At 71.3% G+C, this 14,997-nt stretch carries 13 protein-coding genes; 8 read left to right on the top strand and 5 right to left on the bottom strand.

Translation table 11 applies throughout. The annotated features are described in order from the left end of the window. Positions 1–213: 213 nt before the first annotated feature. The 4 genes from ACWFR1_RS04475 (at position 214) to ACWFR1_RS04490 (ending at position 3,515) form a co-directional block, all read left to right on the top strand. A complete protein-coding gene (locus ACWFR1_RS04475; RefSeq protein ID WP_453546363.1) occupies positions 214–1,098 on the top strand; it encodes a pyridoxamine 5'-phosphate oxidase family protein in 885 nt (294 codons plus the stop codon). A gap of 116 nt (positions 1,099–1,214) precedes the next feature. Then, a complete protein-coding gene (locus tag ACWFR1_RS04480; RefSeq protein WP_453546573.1) occupies positions 1,215–1,760 on the top strand; it encodes an HPP family protein in 546 nt (181 codons plus the stop codon). A 9-nt stretch (positions 1,761–1,769) separates the two neighbouring features. Beyond that, complete coding sequence (locus ACWFR1_RS04485; protein ID WP_453546365.1) at positions 1,770–2,237, top strand: NUDIX hydrolase; 468 nt, start codon at positions 1,770–1,772, stop codon at positions 2,235–2,237. Positions 2,238–2,354: 117 nt separating this feature from the next. Next, positions 2,355–3,515 (top strand): serine hydrolase domain-containing protein, encoded by a 1,161-nt coding sequence (locus tag ACWFR1_RS04490; protein ID WP_453546367.1) that lies wholly within the window; start codon positions 2,355–2,357, stop codon positions 3,513–3,515. A gap of 11 nt (positions 3,516–3,526) precedes the next feature. On the opposite strand, the gene ACWFR1_RS04495 is transcribed toward ACWFR1_RS04490, so the two are convergent. Together ACWFR1_RS04495 and pepN are read right to left on the bottom strand one after the other, a co-directional pair. Beyond that, positions 3,527–4,534: a hypothetical protein gene (locus ACWFR1_RS04495; protein ID WP_453546369.1), complete on the bottom strand. Its 1,008-nt coding sequence runs from the start codon at positions 4,532–4,534 to the stop codon at positions 3,527–3,529. Between the two features lie 245 nt (positions 4,535–4,779). After that, a complete protein-coding gene (gene pepN, locus ACWFR1_RS04500; protein WP_453546371.1) occupies positions 4,780–7,332 on the bottom strand; it encodes an aminopeptidase N in 2,553 nt (850 codons plus the stop codon). A gap of 155 nt (positions 7,333–7,487) precedes the next feature. On the opposite strand from pepN, the gene ACWFR1_RS04505 reads away from it, so the two are divergent. Then, the gene (locus tag ACWFR1_RS04505; RefSeq protein ID WP_453546373.1) at positions 7,488–8,123 is read left to right on the top strand and encodes a mycothiol-dependent nitroreductase Rv2466c family protein; all 636 of its coding nucleotides are present in this window, start codon (positions 7,488–7,490) and stop codon (positions 8,121–8,123) included. Between the two features lie 129 nt (positions 8,124–8,252). Here the strand turns inward: ACWFR1_RS04505 and ACWFR1_RS04510 are convergent, their stop codons facing one another. Together ACWFR1_RS04510 and ACWFR1_RS04515 are read right to left on the bottom strand one after the other, a co-directional pair. Beyond that, on the bottom strand, positions 8,253–8,897 hold the full coding sequence (locus ACWFR1_RS04510; RefSeq protein WP_453546375.1) for a superoxide dismutase: 645 nt from the start codon (positions 8,895–8,897) through the stop codon (positions 8,253–8,255). 177 nt (positions 8,898–9,074) lie between these two features. Further along, positions 9,075–10,490, bottom strand: coding sequence for an amino acid permease (locus tag ACWFR1_RS04515; protein ID WP_453546377.1), 1,416 nt, complete (start codon positions 10,488–10,490; stop codon positions 9,075–9,077). Between the two features lie 816 nt (positions 10,491–11,306). Between ACWFR1_RS04515 and ACWFR1_RS04520 the strand changes: the two genes are divergently transcribed. Then, positions 11,307–11,900, top strand: coding sequence for a biotin transporter BioY (locus ACWFR1_RS04520; protein ID WP_453546379.1), 594 nt, complete (start codon positions 11,307–11,309; stop codon positions 11,898–11,900). Positions 11,901–11,968: 68 nt separating this feature from the next. Here ACWFR1_RS04520 and ACWFR1_RS04525 read toward each other — a convergent pair whose 3' ends face one another. Next, entirely contained in the window at positions 11,969–13,405 is a 1,437-nt protein-coding gene (locus ACWFR1_RS04525; protein ID WP_453546382.1) for an amino acid permease, read from the bottom strand. Between the two features lie 196 nt (positions 13,406–13,601). Here ACWFR1_RS04525 and ACWFR1_RS04530 point away from each other — a divergent pair, with 196 nt between their 5' ends. Together ACWFR1_RS04530 and ACWFR1_RS04535 are read left to right on the top strand one after the other, a co-directional pair. Beyond that, on the top strand, positions 13,602–14,096 hold the full coding sequence (locus ACWFR1_RS04530; protein ID WP_453546384.1) for a ribose-5-phosphate isomerase: 495 nt from the start codon (positions 13,602–13,604) through the stop codon (positions 14,094–14,096). Further along, positions 14,096–14,905, top strand: a complete 810-nt coding sequence (locus ACWFR1_RS04535) for an Fpg/Nei family DNA glycosylase (protein ID WP_453546386.1) — start codon at positions 14,096–14,098, stop codon at positions 14,903–14,905. The genes ACWFR1_RS04530 and ACWFR1_RS04535 overlap by 1 nt, the downstream gene beginning before the upstream one ends. The last annotated feature ends 92 nt before the right edge of the window (positions 14,906–14,997 follow it).

Consider the following 14,997-nt stretch of genomic DNA (forward strand, 5'->3'; position numbering starts at 1 on the left):
TCCCGTGGGGGGCTTATGACCCCCACCCCCCCGGGGGTGGGCCCCCCACGGGGTTTTTTTTTTTGGTGTTTTTTCTAATGTCCCTCTGCCAGACGCCGCCCGGCAGACGGGACTTTCGAAACACGCCCTAGAACCCGGCCGACCCTGAGCCGGTCAGGACAGGCCCTGTCCGGACCCGGCCGCGCCCACCTCCGTACTCCAGGGAGGTCCGTCATGGACCCGTACAACCCCGGCTCCCTCGCCGTGCAGTCCCGCTTCGGCGTCCGCGACCTCGCCGCGCACGTGGGCCGCTCCATCACCCCCGGCATCCGCCCTGTCGCCGCCGCCTTCCTGGAGGCCCAGCCGATGCTGGTGGTCGGCGCGGCCGACCCCGAGGGCCGGGTCTGGTCCACCCTCCTCACCGGCGCCCCCGGCTTCACCCGCGCCACCGGTCCCCACACCGTCTCCGTCGCCGGCGGCGTCCCCGCCCACGACCCGCTCGCCGCCGCCGTCACCACCGCCGGCACCCCCGTCGGCACGATCGCCCTCGACCCCCGCACCCGCCGCCGCATGCGCCTCAACGGCATCGCGCGGCCCAGCGCACGCGGGTTCACCATCGAGGCCGAGCAGGTCTTCTCCAACTGCCCGAAGTACCTCCAGAAGCGGGAGTGGTACGGCTCCGATTCCGCCGCCCGCCCCGGGTCCGCCGACGTGCGGCACGGCGAGGCGCTCACCCCCGACCAGGTGCGCCGCGTCCGTGCCGCCGACACCTTCTTCGTCACCACCACCGCACCCGACGGCGTCGACGCGAGCCACCGCGGCGGCAACCCGGGCTTCGTCCGGGTCGACGCGCCCGGGGAGCTCAGCTGGCGGGACTACCCAGGCAACGCGATGTTCCTGACCCTGGGCAACCTGGAGGAGGACGGCCGCGCCGGCCTGCTCTTCCTCGACTGGGAGACGGGGACGACCCTCCAGCTCAGCGGCCTCGCGCACACCGAGGTCGGCCCCGAGGGGCGCGTCGTCCGCTTCCGGATCGAGCGCACGGTGGAGACCCCGGCCGGCAGCCCCCTGCGCTGGTCCGCCCCGGAGTACTCCCCGGTCAACCCGACACCCTCCTGACCTGCCGCCCCCTGATCCCCTGCCCCCTGACACGAGGACCGCCCGTGCCCACGACTCCGGCCCCCGAAGCGACGACTTCCGCGGTGGCGACGTCCGCGGTGGCGACGTCCGCGGTGGTGACTTCCGAAGCGACGGCTCCGGAAGCGGCGGCCCCCGCCACACCCGCCGTCACCCCCCTCCCCGCCCGCCCCCGTCCCCCCGCCCGCCCCCGCCCCCGCGTCCTCCTTGTCGGTACCGCCGCCGCCGTCACCGCGCTCCTCCTCCTGGTCGCTCTCGGCACCCTGCTCGACCAGCCCCTGCTCATCCCGCCGCTCGCGGCGAGCATGGCGCTGGTCGCGGGCGCCCCCGACCTGCCGCTCTCCCAGCCACGCTCGGTCGTCGGCGGCCAACTGCTCTCCGCCCTCACCGGTTTCGCGGTCCTCGCCGTGGCCGGCCCCGGCCTCTGGGGCGCCGCCGTCGCGGGCGGCCTCGCCCTCGGCGTGATGATGTGCGCCCGCACCCCGCACTCACCCGCCGCGGCCACCGCCGTGATCGTCGCCCTCCAGGCCCCGCCGTTCTGGTCGTTTCTCGGCCTTCTCGCCCTCGCCTCGCTCCTCCTGGTCGCGGTCGGCCTCGCCGGCGCCCGTGCCGCGGGGCGGACGTATCCCGCGTACTGGTTCTAACCTCGGGGCATGACGCAGGAGTTGAGGGTGGCGGCCTACGCCGTGTGTGTCCGTGACGGTGAGATCCTCCTCGCCCGCTGGGTGTCGAGCGACGGCAACAAGCAGTGGACCCTGCCGGGCGGCGGGATGGATCACGGCGAGGAGCCCGTCGACACCGTCGTCCGCGAGGTCGAGGAGGAGACGGGGTACCTCGCCGAACCCACCGCCCTCCTCGGCGTCGACTCGATCCGCCGGAGCCGGCTCCGCCGTCTCGCCGGCCCCGGCGACTTCCAGGGCCTGCGGATCATCTACGAGGCGCAGGTCACCGGGGGTGCACTGCGCAACGAGACCGGCGGTTCCACGGACCTCGCCGCCTGGCATCCGCTCGACGCCGTCCCCGGCCTGCCCCGCGTCGCCCTCGTCGACATCGGCCTCGACCTGTGGCGCGAGCGACCGCCCGTGGGCCGCTCCCGCCTCGCCGATCCGTCGAACGGCTGACCCCGCCGCCGAAAGGCCGAAAAGGACTCAACCACCCCGATCCCGCTCAACCGTCCCAGCAGCCCCGCGGTCCTCCCCGCCGACCGCAGTACAGAGCGCAGCAACAGGGGAGCCCGCATGTCAGCCGTACGCACCGCCCGCACCGTCGTCGCCGCCACCCTGGTGGCCGGCCTCGCCGCCACCGCCCTCGCCACGCCAGCCCTGGCCGCGTCCGCACCCGCGCCCGCTCCGGCGAAGCAGGACCACGCGGCCACCCAGCAGGCACTCCGCGCCGCGGTCGACGCGGGGGTCCCCGGTGCCGTCGCCCAGGCCCGCGACGGGCGGGAGGCGTGGACCGGCACCGCCGGTGAGCGCAAGGGCAACGACCGCTACCGCGTCGGTTCCATCACCAAGACCTTCGTCGCCACCGTCCTCCTCCAGCTCCAGGCCGAGGGCCGGATCGACCTCGACGACCCGGTCGAGAAGTGGCTGCCCGGAGTCGTCCAGGGCAACGGCCACGACGGCGGCAGGATCACCGTCCGCCAGCTGCTCAACCACACCAGCGGCGTCTACAGCGTCACCTCCGACGCCGGTTTCCAGGAGAAGGTCTTCGGTCCCGGCTTCCTGGAGCACCGCTACGACCGGTGGACCCCGAAGCAGCTCGTCGACATCGCGATGACCCACGCCCCGGACTTCGCCCCCGGCACCGCCTGGAACTACTCCAACACCAACTACGTCCTGGCCGGCATGGTGATCGAGAAGGTCACGGGCCGCCCGTACGGCAAGGCGGTCGAGAACCGCGTCATCAAGCCGCTCAAGCTCCGCGCCACCAGCGTCCCCGGCGCCGACGTCTCGATGCCGAACCCGAGCTCACCGGCCTGGTCCAAGCTCTCCTTCGGCGGCGACCCGAGCGGTCCGGTCCACGACGTCAGCCGGCTCAGCCCCACCCTCGCCTACGCGGCCGGCGAGATGATCTCCGACTCGCGCGACCTCCAGACCTTCTACCGCGCGCTGCTCACGGGCCGGCTGCTCCCGAAGGCCGAGCTGAACGAGATGACCACCATCGCCCCCGGGGCGGGGTACGGCCTCGGCCTCATGCAGACCGAGCTGAGCTGCGGCAAGGAGGTCTGGGGCCACGGCGGCGGCATCCACGGCTCCTCCTCGATGGCCGCGACCACCAAGGACGGCACCCACTCGCTCGCCCTGAACTTCAACGCCGACTGGACGGGCGACACCATGGCCGTCCTGGAGGCCGAGTTCTGTGGGGTCACCCCGAAGGACGTCCCCCCGAAGGGCTGACCTCCCACCGCTCACCGCGGCAGGACGACGACGTACGCGGAGGGCTGCCGGTCCGGCGCGGCCATCAGGGCCGTACGGACCACGGTGGCCTGCTGGTCGAGGGCCTCGCGCAGCTTGCGCGGGGTCAGGTGGACGACCGTGATGCCGAGCCGCTCCAGGTGCTCGCGCTTGCGCGTGTACTCCGACCACAGCGCGTCGTCTTCCTGCCGGGGCGCCCGGGTGTCCAGCTCGACGGCGACCGACTGGTCCGGCCAGTAGGCGTCCACCCCGCCCAGGTGCGGGCCGCCCGGCAGCCGCAGGTCCACGTTCCACAGCGGGTCGGGCAGTCCGAACTCCCGCACCATCTCGTACAGCCGCTCCTCGGAGAGCGAGCGCCCCTCCGCGAGGAGGGTGTCCACCGCGTCCACCACGTGCGGCCGGGTGAGCAGCCGAGCCCGGCTCAACTCCCGGACGATCGCGGCTGGTTCGCAGTGCCCGCCGCGGACCGCCTCGGTGAGCAGCCGGCGTACGGTCTCGGCGTCCGAGAGGCCCGAGACCGCGTCGGCGACGGCGCGGGCGGCCGGGGCGACGGGGACGCCGGTGAGCTCCAGGGGCTCGGGGTTCTCGACGGCGCGCACCACCCGCACCCAGCCGGTGGAGCGCAGCCGCCGGGTGCGCGGGACGAGCACGTCGATCCGGTCCAGGGCGGTGAGCGGGGGAGCGGAGGAGAAGCGGTGCAGGGTCAGCGCGGCCAGCCCGGTGATCATCGCCTCGGGCCCCTGGAGGGGCAGCGTCCCGGCCCGACGGGCGTACAGGAGCGCGGCGTTGAGCCGGTCCTCGCTGGTCGGAGGCCCGGGCTGGAGGAGGAAGACGCCCGGGAGGAGCTGCTGCCAGCCGCCGCCGGGCCGGCAGCGCGCGGCGACCTCACCGGCCGGCACGCCCTGGGCCCTCAACTGGGCTGCGGACGCCAGTCGTTGGGTGCGGCCGGTGCGGGAGGCGAGGGAGAGGGGGTGGGGGGTGATGGGGGTGTTGTGGTTCATGCCGGGGGTCTTCCGCTCCCGAAGGCTCCCCTAACCCCTGTTACACGCTCGTCGACATTTAGGGACAACCTCGCCCTAAAGTACGCGCGTTCGAGTGCCGAAAGGGGCGGTCGTCCCGGCGGCATCCCCGACGGCCCCCGCGCGCCGCTGGGGGCCGCATGCCGACGCCCCGCGCACGCCGCTGGGGGCCGCACGCCGGCGGGGGCCGCACGCCGAAGCGCGCGACCCCCACCGGAGAGACAGGGCTACGCGGCGGCCAGGCCGTCGCAGGCCTGCGCGCGCAGCGCACGCGCCAGGTCGTCCCGCGCCTCCAGGACGAGGCGGCGCAGCGCCGGCGCGGCCGACTCGTGCGCCGTCAGCCAGGCGTCCGCCGCGGCCAGCGTCGCGTCACTGTCCTGGAGCCCCGGGAAGAGGCCCTTGACCACGTCGATGCCGATCTGGATGGACCGCTCGGCCCACAGCTGCTCGATCGCCGCGAAGTACTTCTCCGCGTACGGGGCGATCAGCTCGCGCTGCGTGGGCTGGACGAAGCCCGCGATCGTCGCCTCCACCAGCGCGTTCGACAGGGCGTCCGACTCGACGACCTGCGCCCAGGCCTGCGCCTTGACGGCCGCCGAGGGCCGCGAGGCGAGCAGCCGGACCTGGTGGCGCTTGCCCGTCGCGGTGTCGTCCCGGGACAGCTCCTCGCCGATCCGGTCCTCGTCCGCCCGGCCGTGCACGGCCAGCGGGGAGAGCAGCGCCCAGCGCAGCTCCTGGTCGACGTCGAGCCCGTCGATCCTCGCCGTGCCGTCGAGCAGCCCCTCCAGGAGCTGGAAGTCGGAGTCCGTACCGGCCGTGGCCGCGAAGAACCGCGCCCAGGTCAGCTGGTGCTCGCTGCCCGGCTCGGCCAGCCGCAGCTCGCGCAGCCCGCCCTCGGCGAGCAGCCGCCCGCCCTCCTCGCGCCACGCGGGCGCCGCGTAGAGGCTGACGGCCGACTTCGCCCAGGCGTGCACCATCTGGAGCACGCCGATGTCGGTCTCGCGGCCCGCGAAGGCGAGCGCGACGGCGACGAAGTCCCGGGCGGGCATCAGCCCGTCACGGGTCAGGTTCCACAGCGCCGACCAGCACAGCGCGCGGGCCAGGGGGTCGGTGATGTCGCCGAGGTGCGCGCGCAGCGTGGCGAGCGAGCCCTCGTCGAAGCGGACCTTGCAGTACGTCAGGTCGTCGTCGTTGACGAGCACCAGGTCGGGCTTCTCCTCGCCCGCCAGCTCGGCGACGACCGTCCGGGCGCCCGTGATGTCGGCCTCGGCGCGCGCGAAGCGCACGAGGTCGCCGGAGGCCGACAGCCGGTAGAGGCCGACCGCCGCGCGGTGCGGACGCAGCTCCCCGCCCTCCTGGACGACGGCGAGCTCGGTGATCCGGCCCTCCGCGTCGTAGGTGACGGCCGGGGTCAGCGTGTTCACGCCGGAGGTCTGGAGCCAGGACTTCGCCCAGGACGTCATGTCACGGCCGGAGGTCTCCTCCAGGATCGTGAGCAGGTCGGCGAGGCGCGTGTTCCCGTACGCGTGGCGCTTGAAGTAGCGGCGCGCGCCCTCCAGGAACGCGTCCCGGCCCGCGTACGCCACGAGCTGCTTCAGCACCGACGCGCCCTTGGCGTACGTGATGCCGTCGAAGTTGAGCTTGGCGTCCTCCAGGTCACGGATGTCGGCCGTGATCGGGTGCGTGGACGGCAGCTGGTCGGCGCGGTACGCCCAGGCCTTGCGGTTGTTGGCGAAGGTCACCCAGCTGTTGGTGAAGCGGGTCGCCTCGGCGTTCACGAAGGAGCCCATGAAGTCCGCGAAGGACTCCTTCAGCCACAGGTCGTCCCACCACACCATGGTGACCAGGTCGCCGAACCACATGTGCGCCATCTCGTGAAGGATGACGTTGGCCCGGGCCTCGTACGCGGCCTGCGTGACCTTGCCCCGGTAGATGTACTCCTCGCGGAAGGTCACCATGCCCGGGTTCTCCATCGCACCGAGGTTGTACTCGGGGACGAAGGCCTGGTCGTACTTCCCGAAGGGGTACGGGTAGTCGAAGTTGTCGCGGAAGAAGTCGAAGCCCTGCTTGGTGATCAGGAAGACGTCGTCCGCGTCGAAGTGCTTCGCGAGGCTCTTGCGGCACATCGCGCCGAGCGGGATCTCCAGATCGCCGCGCGTGTAGCTGTCGGTCACGTAGTGGTACGGGCCCGCCACGACACACGTGATGTACGTGGAGATCGGCGCCGTCTCGGCGAACCGCCACACACCCTCGGCGTCCTGCTCCCCGGCGCCGTTCGACCAGACCGTCCACCCCTCGGGCGCGGTCACCGCGAAGCGGTATGGGGCCTTGAGGTCGGGCTGCTCGAAGTTCGCGTACACACGGCGGGCGTCGGCCGGCTCGTACTGCGTGTAGAGGTAGACCTCGCCGTCCTCCGGGTCGACGAAGCGGTGCATGCCCTCGCCGGTCCGGCTGTAGGCGCACCGCGCGTCCACCACGAGCACGTTCTCGTCGGCGAGGCCGTCGACGGCGATCCGCGAGCCGTCGAAGACGACGGCCGGGTCCAGGGAACGCCCGTTGAGGGTGATCGCGGTCACGGACGGGGCGATCAGGTCGACGAACGTGCTCGTGCCCTCGCCGGTCCGGCGGAAGCGGATCGTCGTCTCCGAACGGAAGGTGCGCACCGCCTCGGCGGAGTCGCCGACCGCCGAGCGCAGGTCGAGGACGACCTCGTACCCGTCGACGGACAGCAGCGCGGCCCGCTCGTGGGCCTCGTCGCGGGACAGATTCTCACCGGGCACGGTCACTCCTTCGTGGCACGTTCGAAACAGCACCGATCCTCCCATGTGCCACTGTCACGCGGCACACGGGAATGCCTCCGAGCGTCCGTGGCGTTGGCTCCTTTCGGCGCACCCCCTTCAGCACGACGTCCAGCACGGCCTTACCGAGGAGTGACATGTCCGAGAGCAGGACCACCGCCGACTTCTACTTCGACCCGCTGTGCCCGTGGGCCTGGATGACCTCCCGCTGGATGCTGGAGGTGGAGCAGGTCCGCCCGGTCGACGTGCGCTGGAAGGTCATGAGCCTGGCCGTGCTCAACGAGAACCGGCTCGAAGAGCTCCCGGTCGAGTACCGCGAGATGATGGAGACCCAGGCCTGGGGCCCGGTCCGGGTCGTCGTCGCCGCCCAGCAGCTGCACGGTGACGAGGTCGTCGGCAAGCTCTACACGGCGCTCGGCACCCGCTTCCACAACAACGGCGAGGGCCCGACCCGTGAGGCGATCGTCGGCGCGCTGACGGACGTCGGCCTGCCGGAGGACCTCGCGGACTTCGCCGAGAAGGACACCTACGACTCCGAGCTGCGCGCCTCGCACACGGAGGGCATCGGGAAGGTCGGCCAGGACGTCGGTACGCCGGTCATCGCGGTGCCGGGCCCGACGGGCGACGAGGTCGCCTTCTTCGGCCCGGTCGTCACCCCGACCCCGCGCGGCGACGCGGCGGCCCGGCTGTGGGACGGCACGCTGCTCGTGGCGTCGACGCCCGGCTTCTACGAGATCAAGCGCACCCGGACGGCGGCACCCAGCTTCGAGTAGTCCGCACCGCTGGTCCGCGTCGCGGCACAGAAGAACCCCCGTGATTCACGTCATCACGGGGGTTCTTCGTTCATCCACCTGCGGCGTGAAGGCTGAGAAGACGATCACGAGCAGGAGTCGGGGGAGCGGTCAGAACGAGATCAGCGGTACGGAGGCCTTGGCGGCCTGGTAGCGCTTGTGCACGTCCTGCCAGTTGACGACCTGCCACATGGCCTCGATGAAGTCCACCTTCTGGTTCTTGTACTGCAGGTAGAAGGCGTGCTCCCAGGCGTCGAAGACGAGGACGGGGACCGAGCCCTGGCCGACGTTGCCCTGGTGGTCGTAGACCTGTTCGACGATGAGCCGGCCGCTGATCGGTTCGTACGCGAGGACGCCCCAGCCGGAGCCCTGGGTGGTCGCGGCGGCCTTCGTCAGCTGGGCCTTGAACTTGGCGAAGGAGCCGAAGGACTCGGTGATCGCGTCCGCGAGGTCACCGACGCCGTCGGCGGCCAGCGGCTCGCCGCCGCCTCCGCCCTTCGGGCTGTCCATGTTGTTCCAGTAGATGGAGTGGAGGATGTGGCCGGAGAGGTGGAACGCGAGGTTCTTCTCCAGGCCGGTGATCGCGCCCCACTGATCCTTGTCGCGAGCCTCCTCCAGCTGCTCCAGGGTGTCGTTCGCGCCCTTGACGTACGCGGCGTGGTGCTTGTCGTGGTGCAGCTCGATGATCTGCGGATTGATCACCGGCTCCAGCGCCGCGTAGTCGTACGGCAGCTCCGGAAGTGTGTAGATCGCCATGTGCCCGGCCCCTTCGATGGCTCTGCTTATTGCAACCTATGCGCAAATGCAGATTAACAGCAGGTGCGGGAGATGTTGATCAGTCCTTCGCCCTGGGTCCGGGAGTCCCCACACGGCGAAACCCCCGAACCGGCGGCGGTTCGGGGGTTCCGGGGTTTCAGAGCGGGGCGGTACGGATCAGGCCGTACGCCCCGCCGCCTTCTGGCGTACGAAGCCGACGGCAGCGAGCAGCAGCGTCAGGCCGCCCGTCCAGTACAGCTGCGCACGCGTGCCCTCCTCGCGGGCCATCAGGGCGAAGATCACCGCCATGCCGGCCAGCGCCACCCAGGTCAGCACCGGGAAGGCCCACATCCGCACGACCAGCTTCTCCGGCGCCTCGCGCTCGGTGCGGCGGCGCAGCACCAGCTGCGAGGCGGCGATGAAGAACCAGACGACGAGGATGATCGCGCCGATGGTGTTGAGCAGCCAGATGAAGATGTCGTCCGGCCGCCAGTAGCTCAGCAGCACACAGCCGAAGCCGAAGACGGAGGAGACGAGGACGGCCGCGCGCGGGACCCCGCCGGAGAGCGCGCCGAGCGCCTTCGGGCCCTGGCCGCGCGCCACGAGCGAACCGGCCATGCGGGAGGCGCCGTAGATGTTGGCGTTCATCGCGGAGAGCAGGGCGACGAGCACGACCACGTTCATGATCTGGCCGGCCCCCGGGATGCCCAGGTGGTCGAGGGTGGCGACGTACGGGCCCTTCTCGACGACCGCCTTGTCGTCCCACGGGACGAGGGTGACGATGACCGCCATCGAGCCGATGTAGAAGAGCGCGATCCGCCACATCGCCGTACGGACGGCCTTGGCGACGCCCTGCACCGGGTGCTCGGACTCGGCGGCCGCGATGGTGACCGTCTCCAGGCCTCCGTACGCGAAGACGGAGGCGAGCAGACCGACGATCAGGCCCTCGGAGCCGTGCGGGAAGAAGCCGCCGTCACCGGTGAGGTTCGTGGTGCCGGGGGCGGGGGCGTCCGTGCCCGGCAGGAGGCCGGTGATGGCGAGCACGCCGATGCCGAGGAAGAGGACGATCGCGCCGACCTTCAGCGCGGCGAACCAGAACTCGAACTCGCCGAAGTTCTTCACCGCCGCCAGGTTGGCAGCGCAGAAGACCACCATGAAGAGCGCGACCCAGGCCCACTCGGGGCTGCCGGGGAACCAGCCGGTCATGATCTTCGCCGCGCCGATGCCCTCCAGGCCGACGGCGACGCAGAGCAGGAACCAGAAGGCCCAGCCCGAGGTGAAGCCCGCCCAGGAGCCGAAGGCCCGCTCGGCGTGGACGGAGAAGGAACCCGAGGCCGGGTTCGCCGCCGACATCTCGCCGAGCATGCGCATCACGAGCATGACGAGGACGCCCGATATGGCGTAGGCGATCACGATCGAGGGCCCGGCGGCGGCGATGCCGGCGCCGGAGCCGACGAAGAGTCCGGCACCGATGACGCCGCCGAGGGCGATCATCGAGAGGTGGCGCTGCTTCAGGCCGTGCGTGAGGCCCTCGGCGGGTGCGGTCGCGCCGTCCTTGCGGTCGGCCGGCGCGGGCGCGGTGGTCCGAGACATGGGCGAGCCCTGTTCACTAGCTGAGACGGGGAGGGAGCCCACAGTCTGTGGGGCGTCACCGCACAGAGGGAACGGGCGTCCGATATACGGTCACCATCTTCACACAAGGTGAACGTTCGGCTTCGATTCGTGGAGGGGGTGCATAGCAGGTCATGCCGCACTTCGGCATGGAGGCAAGACAGGTGTGAAGAGGCGCACGATATCTGCTGGTTCTGGCGGATCGGAGCTCAGGCCGAACCGGCCGTCCTACGGTGGTCGCCGCCAGCTGCACCGGCCGCCGCCTGAATCGGCACCGGCGCCGGCAGGCCCGCAAGAAGGCCGAACCGCAGGCCAAGCGCACCCGCTCATCGGTGCGGCGACTCAAGAAGCGTGCGCGCCGGGAGGCCCGGCACGCCACCCAATCGCCAAGCGCGGCGCCCTGGTGTGGGGCTTCGTCAACAGTCCCGCCCCGGATCCGGGGGATGCGACCCGTGACCGCCCTGCCGTAGGGGGCGGTCGGGAGCGCGAATCGGTGGGGCGGCCAAGCCGAAGGGCTTCGTCTTCTCCGGCCGAGGAGTTGACATTGAGCAGTACGGATTTGCGGACGGTTTATGGAGACTCCACAGTCTCTCCAGTTTCGGCGCCCTGGCGCAAAAGGGACCTCCGCGCACGAGTCCCCAGTGACAAGCGTCACGTGGCGCGAGGTGTGATCGGCGGATTTTGTTCGATCTCCACGAAGTGCTCGACCGTCGCTTTGTGGGCGGCTGACCGTGATCGGGCGCTCACTCCTGGCATACCGTCAACCTGTCCACCCACCCTCACCCCCGCGGAGTACCGATGAGCACCGCCACCGCCCCCGTCCGTTCCCTCCGTGCGGGTTCCGTCCTCGCCGACCTGCTCCCGGCCAGTCGCGCCCGCGACATCGCCCTGGTCGTCGGCGGCGCCGCCCTCACCGGCCTCGCCGCGCAGATCTCCGTCCCGGTCCCCGGCAGCCCGGTGCCCGTCTCCGGCCAGACCTTCGCCGCCCTGCTCGTCGGTACCGCGCTCGGCGCCCGCCGCGGCTTCCTGGCCCTCGCCGCGTACGCCGTGGCGGGCATGGCGGGCGTGCCGTGGTTCGCGCAGGCCACCTCCGGCTACGGCATGCCGTCCTTCGGCTACATCCTCGGCATGATGCTCGCCGCGACCGTCGTCGGCGCCCTCGCCCGCCGCGGCGCCGACCGCTCGGTGCTCCGCACGGCCGGCGCGATGGCCCTCGGCTCCGCGATCATCTACGCGGTCGGCGTGCCCTACCTGGCGCTCGCCACCGGCATGACCTTCGGCCAGGCCGTCGCCGCGGGCCTCACCCCGTTCCTGATCGGCGACGCGCTCAAGGCAGCGCTCGCCATGGGCGCCCTGCCGGCCGCCTGGAAGCTCGTCGGCCGCACGGGCTGAGCCGGTCGCGGTACGCGAGAGGGCCCGTCGTTCCGGGGGAACGGCGGGCCCTCTCGTACGCGTACCGACTACGACCGGTCGGCGGCCTTCGCCCGCCACTGCCGGACCAGCGCGATCGCGATCACGAGCGCGGCGACGAGCAGCGAGAGCACGACCTGCTCACGGGCGCTGCCGCCGTCGTACAGCATGTAGCCGAGGACGAAGACGATCATGCCGATCGTCGCCCAGGTCAGGTACGGGAAGAGCCACATCCTCACGACGAGCTTCTCCGGCGTCTCCCGCAGGATGATGCCGCGCATCTTCAGCTGGGTCACGCAGATGACCAGCCAGACGAAGAGCGCGACCGCGCCGGAGGAGTTCAGCAGGAACGCGAAGACGGTTTCCGGCCACTTGTAGTTGAAGAAGACCGCGACGAAGCCGAAGACGACCGAGCCGAGGATCGCCGCCGTCGGCACGCCCCGCTTGCTGACCTTGGCGAAGGCCTTCGGCGCGTCGCCGCGCTGACCGAGCGAGAAGGCCATGCGCGAAGCGGTGTAGAGGCCCGAGTTCAGGCAGGACAGGACGGCCGTCAGGACGATCACGTTCATGATCTGGCCGGCGTTCGCGATGCCGATGGAGTCGAGGGCGGCGACGTACGAGCCCTTCTCGACGATCGACTTGTCGTTCCACGGCAGCAGGGCGAGGACGACGAAGATCGAGCCCAGGTAGAAGACGCCGATCCGCCAGATCACGCTGTTGGTGGCCTTGGTGACGGCCTTCTGCGGGTCCTCGGACTCACCGGCGGCGAGGGTGACGATCTCGCTGCCCATGAAGGAGAAGACGACCATCAGCACACCGGTGAGGACCGCGCCCGCGCCCATCGGGAAGAAGCCCCCGGTGTCGGTGAGGTGCGCGAAGCCCGTGCCCGGGTTGTCCGAGCCCGGCAGCACGCCGAAGACCGCGAGCATGCCGATGACGACGAAGGCGCCGATGGCCACGACCTTGATGCCGGCGAACCAGAACTCGAACTCGCCGTACGAGGCGACCGAGCCGAGGTTGGTGAGGGTGAGCACCACCATCACGATGAGCGCCCAGCCCCACTGCGGTACGGCCGGGACCCAGCCCTCCAGGATCTTGGCGCCCGCGGTCGCCTCGACGGCGAGGACCACGACCCAGAAGAACCAGTACAGCCAGCCGATGCTGAAGCCGGCCCAGCGGCCCAGCGCCCGGTCGGCGTAGGCGGAGAAGGAGCCGGAGGACGGCCGGGCGGCGGCCATCTCGCCGAGCATCCGCATCACGAAGACGACCATGGCGCCGACGAGGAAGTAGGACAGCAGGATCGCGGGGCCGGCCGCGGCGATGCCGGAGCCGGAGCCGACGAAGAGGCCGGCACCGATGACGCCGCCGATGGCGATCATCGAGAGGTGACGGTTCTTGAGACCGGCCTTGAGACCGTCGGAGGAAGGCGCCGTACCGGTGGTGCCGGTCTCCTCGCCGTCCTTCGTCAGGGTCGGTTGCGTGTTCATGAACGCTTCCTTGCGTGTGGGGGGCGCTCGGTTCGCGAGCCCGAGCATTGAACCCTGTGGAAGGGGGTGATCGGAAGGCCTCATTCCGGATCGTTGCGAGGACCACTCCGCGAGAGTCGAAGGTCCGTACCAGGCCGGGTGAACGTCCCGACCCCGCTGACCGCTACCCGGCCCCTGACATGCCACACTCGGCACCATGCGCGTCTACATCGGTTCCGACCACGCCGGCTACGAACTCAAGAACCACCTCGTCGAGTGGCTCACGGCACACGGCCACGAGCCCGTCGACTGCGGTCCGCACATCTACGACGCCCTCGACGACTACCCGCCGTTCTGCCTGCGCGCCGCCGAGAAGACGGCCGCGGACGCGGACAGCCTGGGCATCGTCATCGGCGGCTCCGGCAACGGCGAGCAGATCGCCGCGAACAAGGTGAAGGGGGTGCGCGCCGCCCTCGCCTGGAGCGAGCAGACCGCCGCCCTCGGCCGCGAGCACAACAACGCCAACGTGATCTCCGTCGGTGGCCGCATGCACACCCGGGAAGAGGCGACGAAGTTCGTCGAGATCTTCCTGAGCACGCCGTACTCGGGTGACGAGCGCCACACCCGCCGGATCGACATGCTCACCGCGTACGAGAACACCGGCGAGCTCCCCCCGATCCCGGCGCACCACCCGCAGGGCCCCACTGCCTGATGCCTGAAGGGCACACCATCCACCGGCTGGCCGCCGACCACCGCGAGCGGTTCGGCGGCCGGCCCGTGCGCGTCTCCAGCCCCCAGGGCCGGTTCGCCGACTCGGCGGCCCTGCTCGACGGCGGCGTCCTGGAGACCACCGAGGCCCACGGCAAGCACCTCTTCCTCGGCTTCCGGGGCGAGGAATGGATCCACATCCACCTCGGCCTCTTCGGCAAGGTGAACTTCGGCGGCGCGCCCGTCCCGCCGCCCACGGACACGGTCCGCCTGCGGCTCGCGAACACCGACGGATACGTCGACCTCCGCGGCCCGACGACCTGCGCGTACATCACGGACGCCGAGAAGCGGGCGATACACGACCGCCTCGGCCCCGACCCGCTCAGGCCCGGCGACGACCCCGGCAAGGCCTGGCGCCGGATCTCGAAGTCCCGCACCACGATCGCCGCCCTGCTCATGGACCAGAAGGTCATCGCGGGCGTCGGCAACGTCTACCGCGCCGAGGTCCTCTTCCGGCACGGCATCGACCCCTACCGCGCGGGCAGGGACCTGACGCCGGGGGAGTGGGACGCGATCTGGACCGACCTCGCCGCCCTCATGCGCGAGGGCGTCCGCCTCAACCGCATCGACACCGTCCGCCCCGAGCACACGCCCGAGGCGATGGGCCGCCCGCCGCGCGTCGACGACCACGGCGGCGAGGTGTACGTCTACCGCAGGACCCACCAGCCCTGCCACATCTGCGGCACCGAGATCCGCACCGCGGACCTCGCCGCCCGCAACCTCTTCTGGTGCCCGGCCTGCCAGACCCGCTAGCGGTCCAGGCCCCGTCCTGGGACGTGTTTCGAAAGTCCCGTCTGCCGGGCGACGCCTGGCACGCACGCTCGCCGCGTTGTCGGGATCATCCC

This window comes from Streptomyces sp. NPDC055103 (assembly GCF_053607625.1).

What these genes read in the sequence shown, in the direction of transcription:
- ACWFR1_RS04475 (WP_453546363.1), top strand. Translation starts at nt 214, where the DNA reads ATGGACCCGTACAACCCCGGCTCCCTCGCCGTGCAGTCCCGCTTCGGC.
- ACWFR1_RS04485 (WP_453546365.1), top strand. Translation starts at nt 1,770, where the DNA reads ATGACGCAGGAGTTGAGGGTGGCGGCCTACGCCGTGTGTGTCCGTGAC.
- ACWFR1_RS04490 (WP_453546367.1), top strand. Translation starts at nt 2,355, where the DNA reads ATGTCAGCCGTACGCACCGCCCGCACCGTCGTCGCCGCCACCCTGGTG.
- ACWFR1_RS04495 (WP_453546369.1), bottom strand. Translation starts at nt 4,534, where the DNA reads ATGAACCACAACACCCCCATCACCCCCCACCCCCTCTCCCTCGCCTCC.
- ACWFR1_RS04505 (WP_453546373.1), top strand. Translation starts at nt 7,488, where the DNA reads ATGTCCGAGAGCAGGACCACCGCCGACTTCTACTTCGACCCGCTGTGC.
- ACWFR1_RS04510 (WP_453546375.1), bottom strand. Translation starts at nt 8,897, where the DNA reads ATGGCGATCTACACACTTCCGGAGCTGCCGTACGACTACGCGGCGCTG.
- ACWFR1_RS04515 (WP_453546377.1), bottom strand. Translation starts at nt 10,490, where the DNA reads ATGTCTCGGACCACCGCGCCCGCGCCGGCCGACCGCAAGGACGGCGCG.
- ACWFR1_RS04520 (WP_453546379.1), top strand. Translation starts at nt 11,307, where the DNA reads ATGAGCACCGCCACCGCCCCCGTCCGTTCCCTCCGTGCGGGTTCCGTC.
- ACWFR1_RS04525 (WP_453546382.1), bottom strand. Translation starts at nt 13,405, where the DNA reads ATGAACACGCAACCGACCCTGACGAAGGACGGCGAGGAGACCGGCACC.
- ACWFR1_RS04530 (WP_453546384.1), top strand. Translation starts at nt 13,602, where the DNA reads ATGCGCGTCTACATCGGTTCCGACCACGCCGGCTACGAACTCAAGAAC.
- ACWFR1_RS04535 (WP_453546386.1), top strand. Translation starts at nt 14,096, where the DNA reads ATGCCTGAAGGGCACACCATCCACCGGCTGGCCGCCGACCACCGCGAG.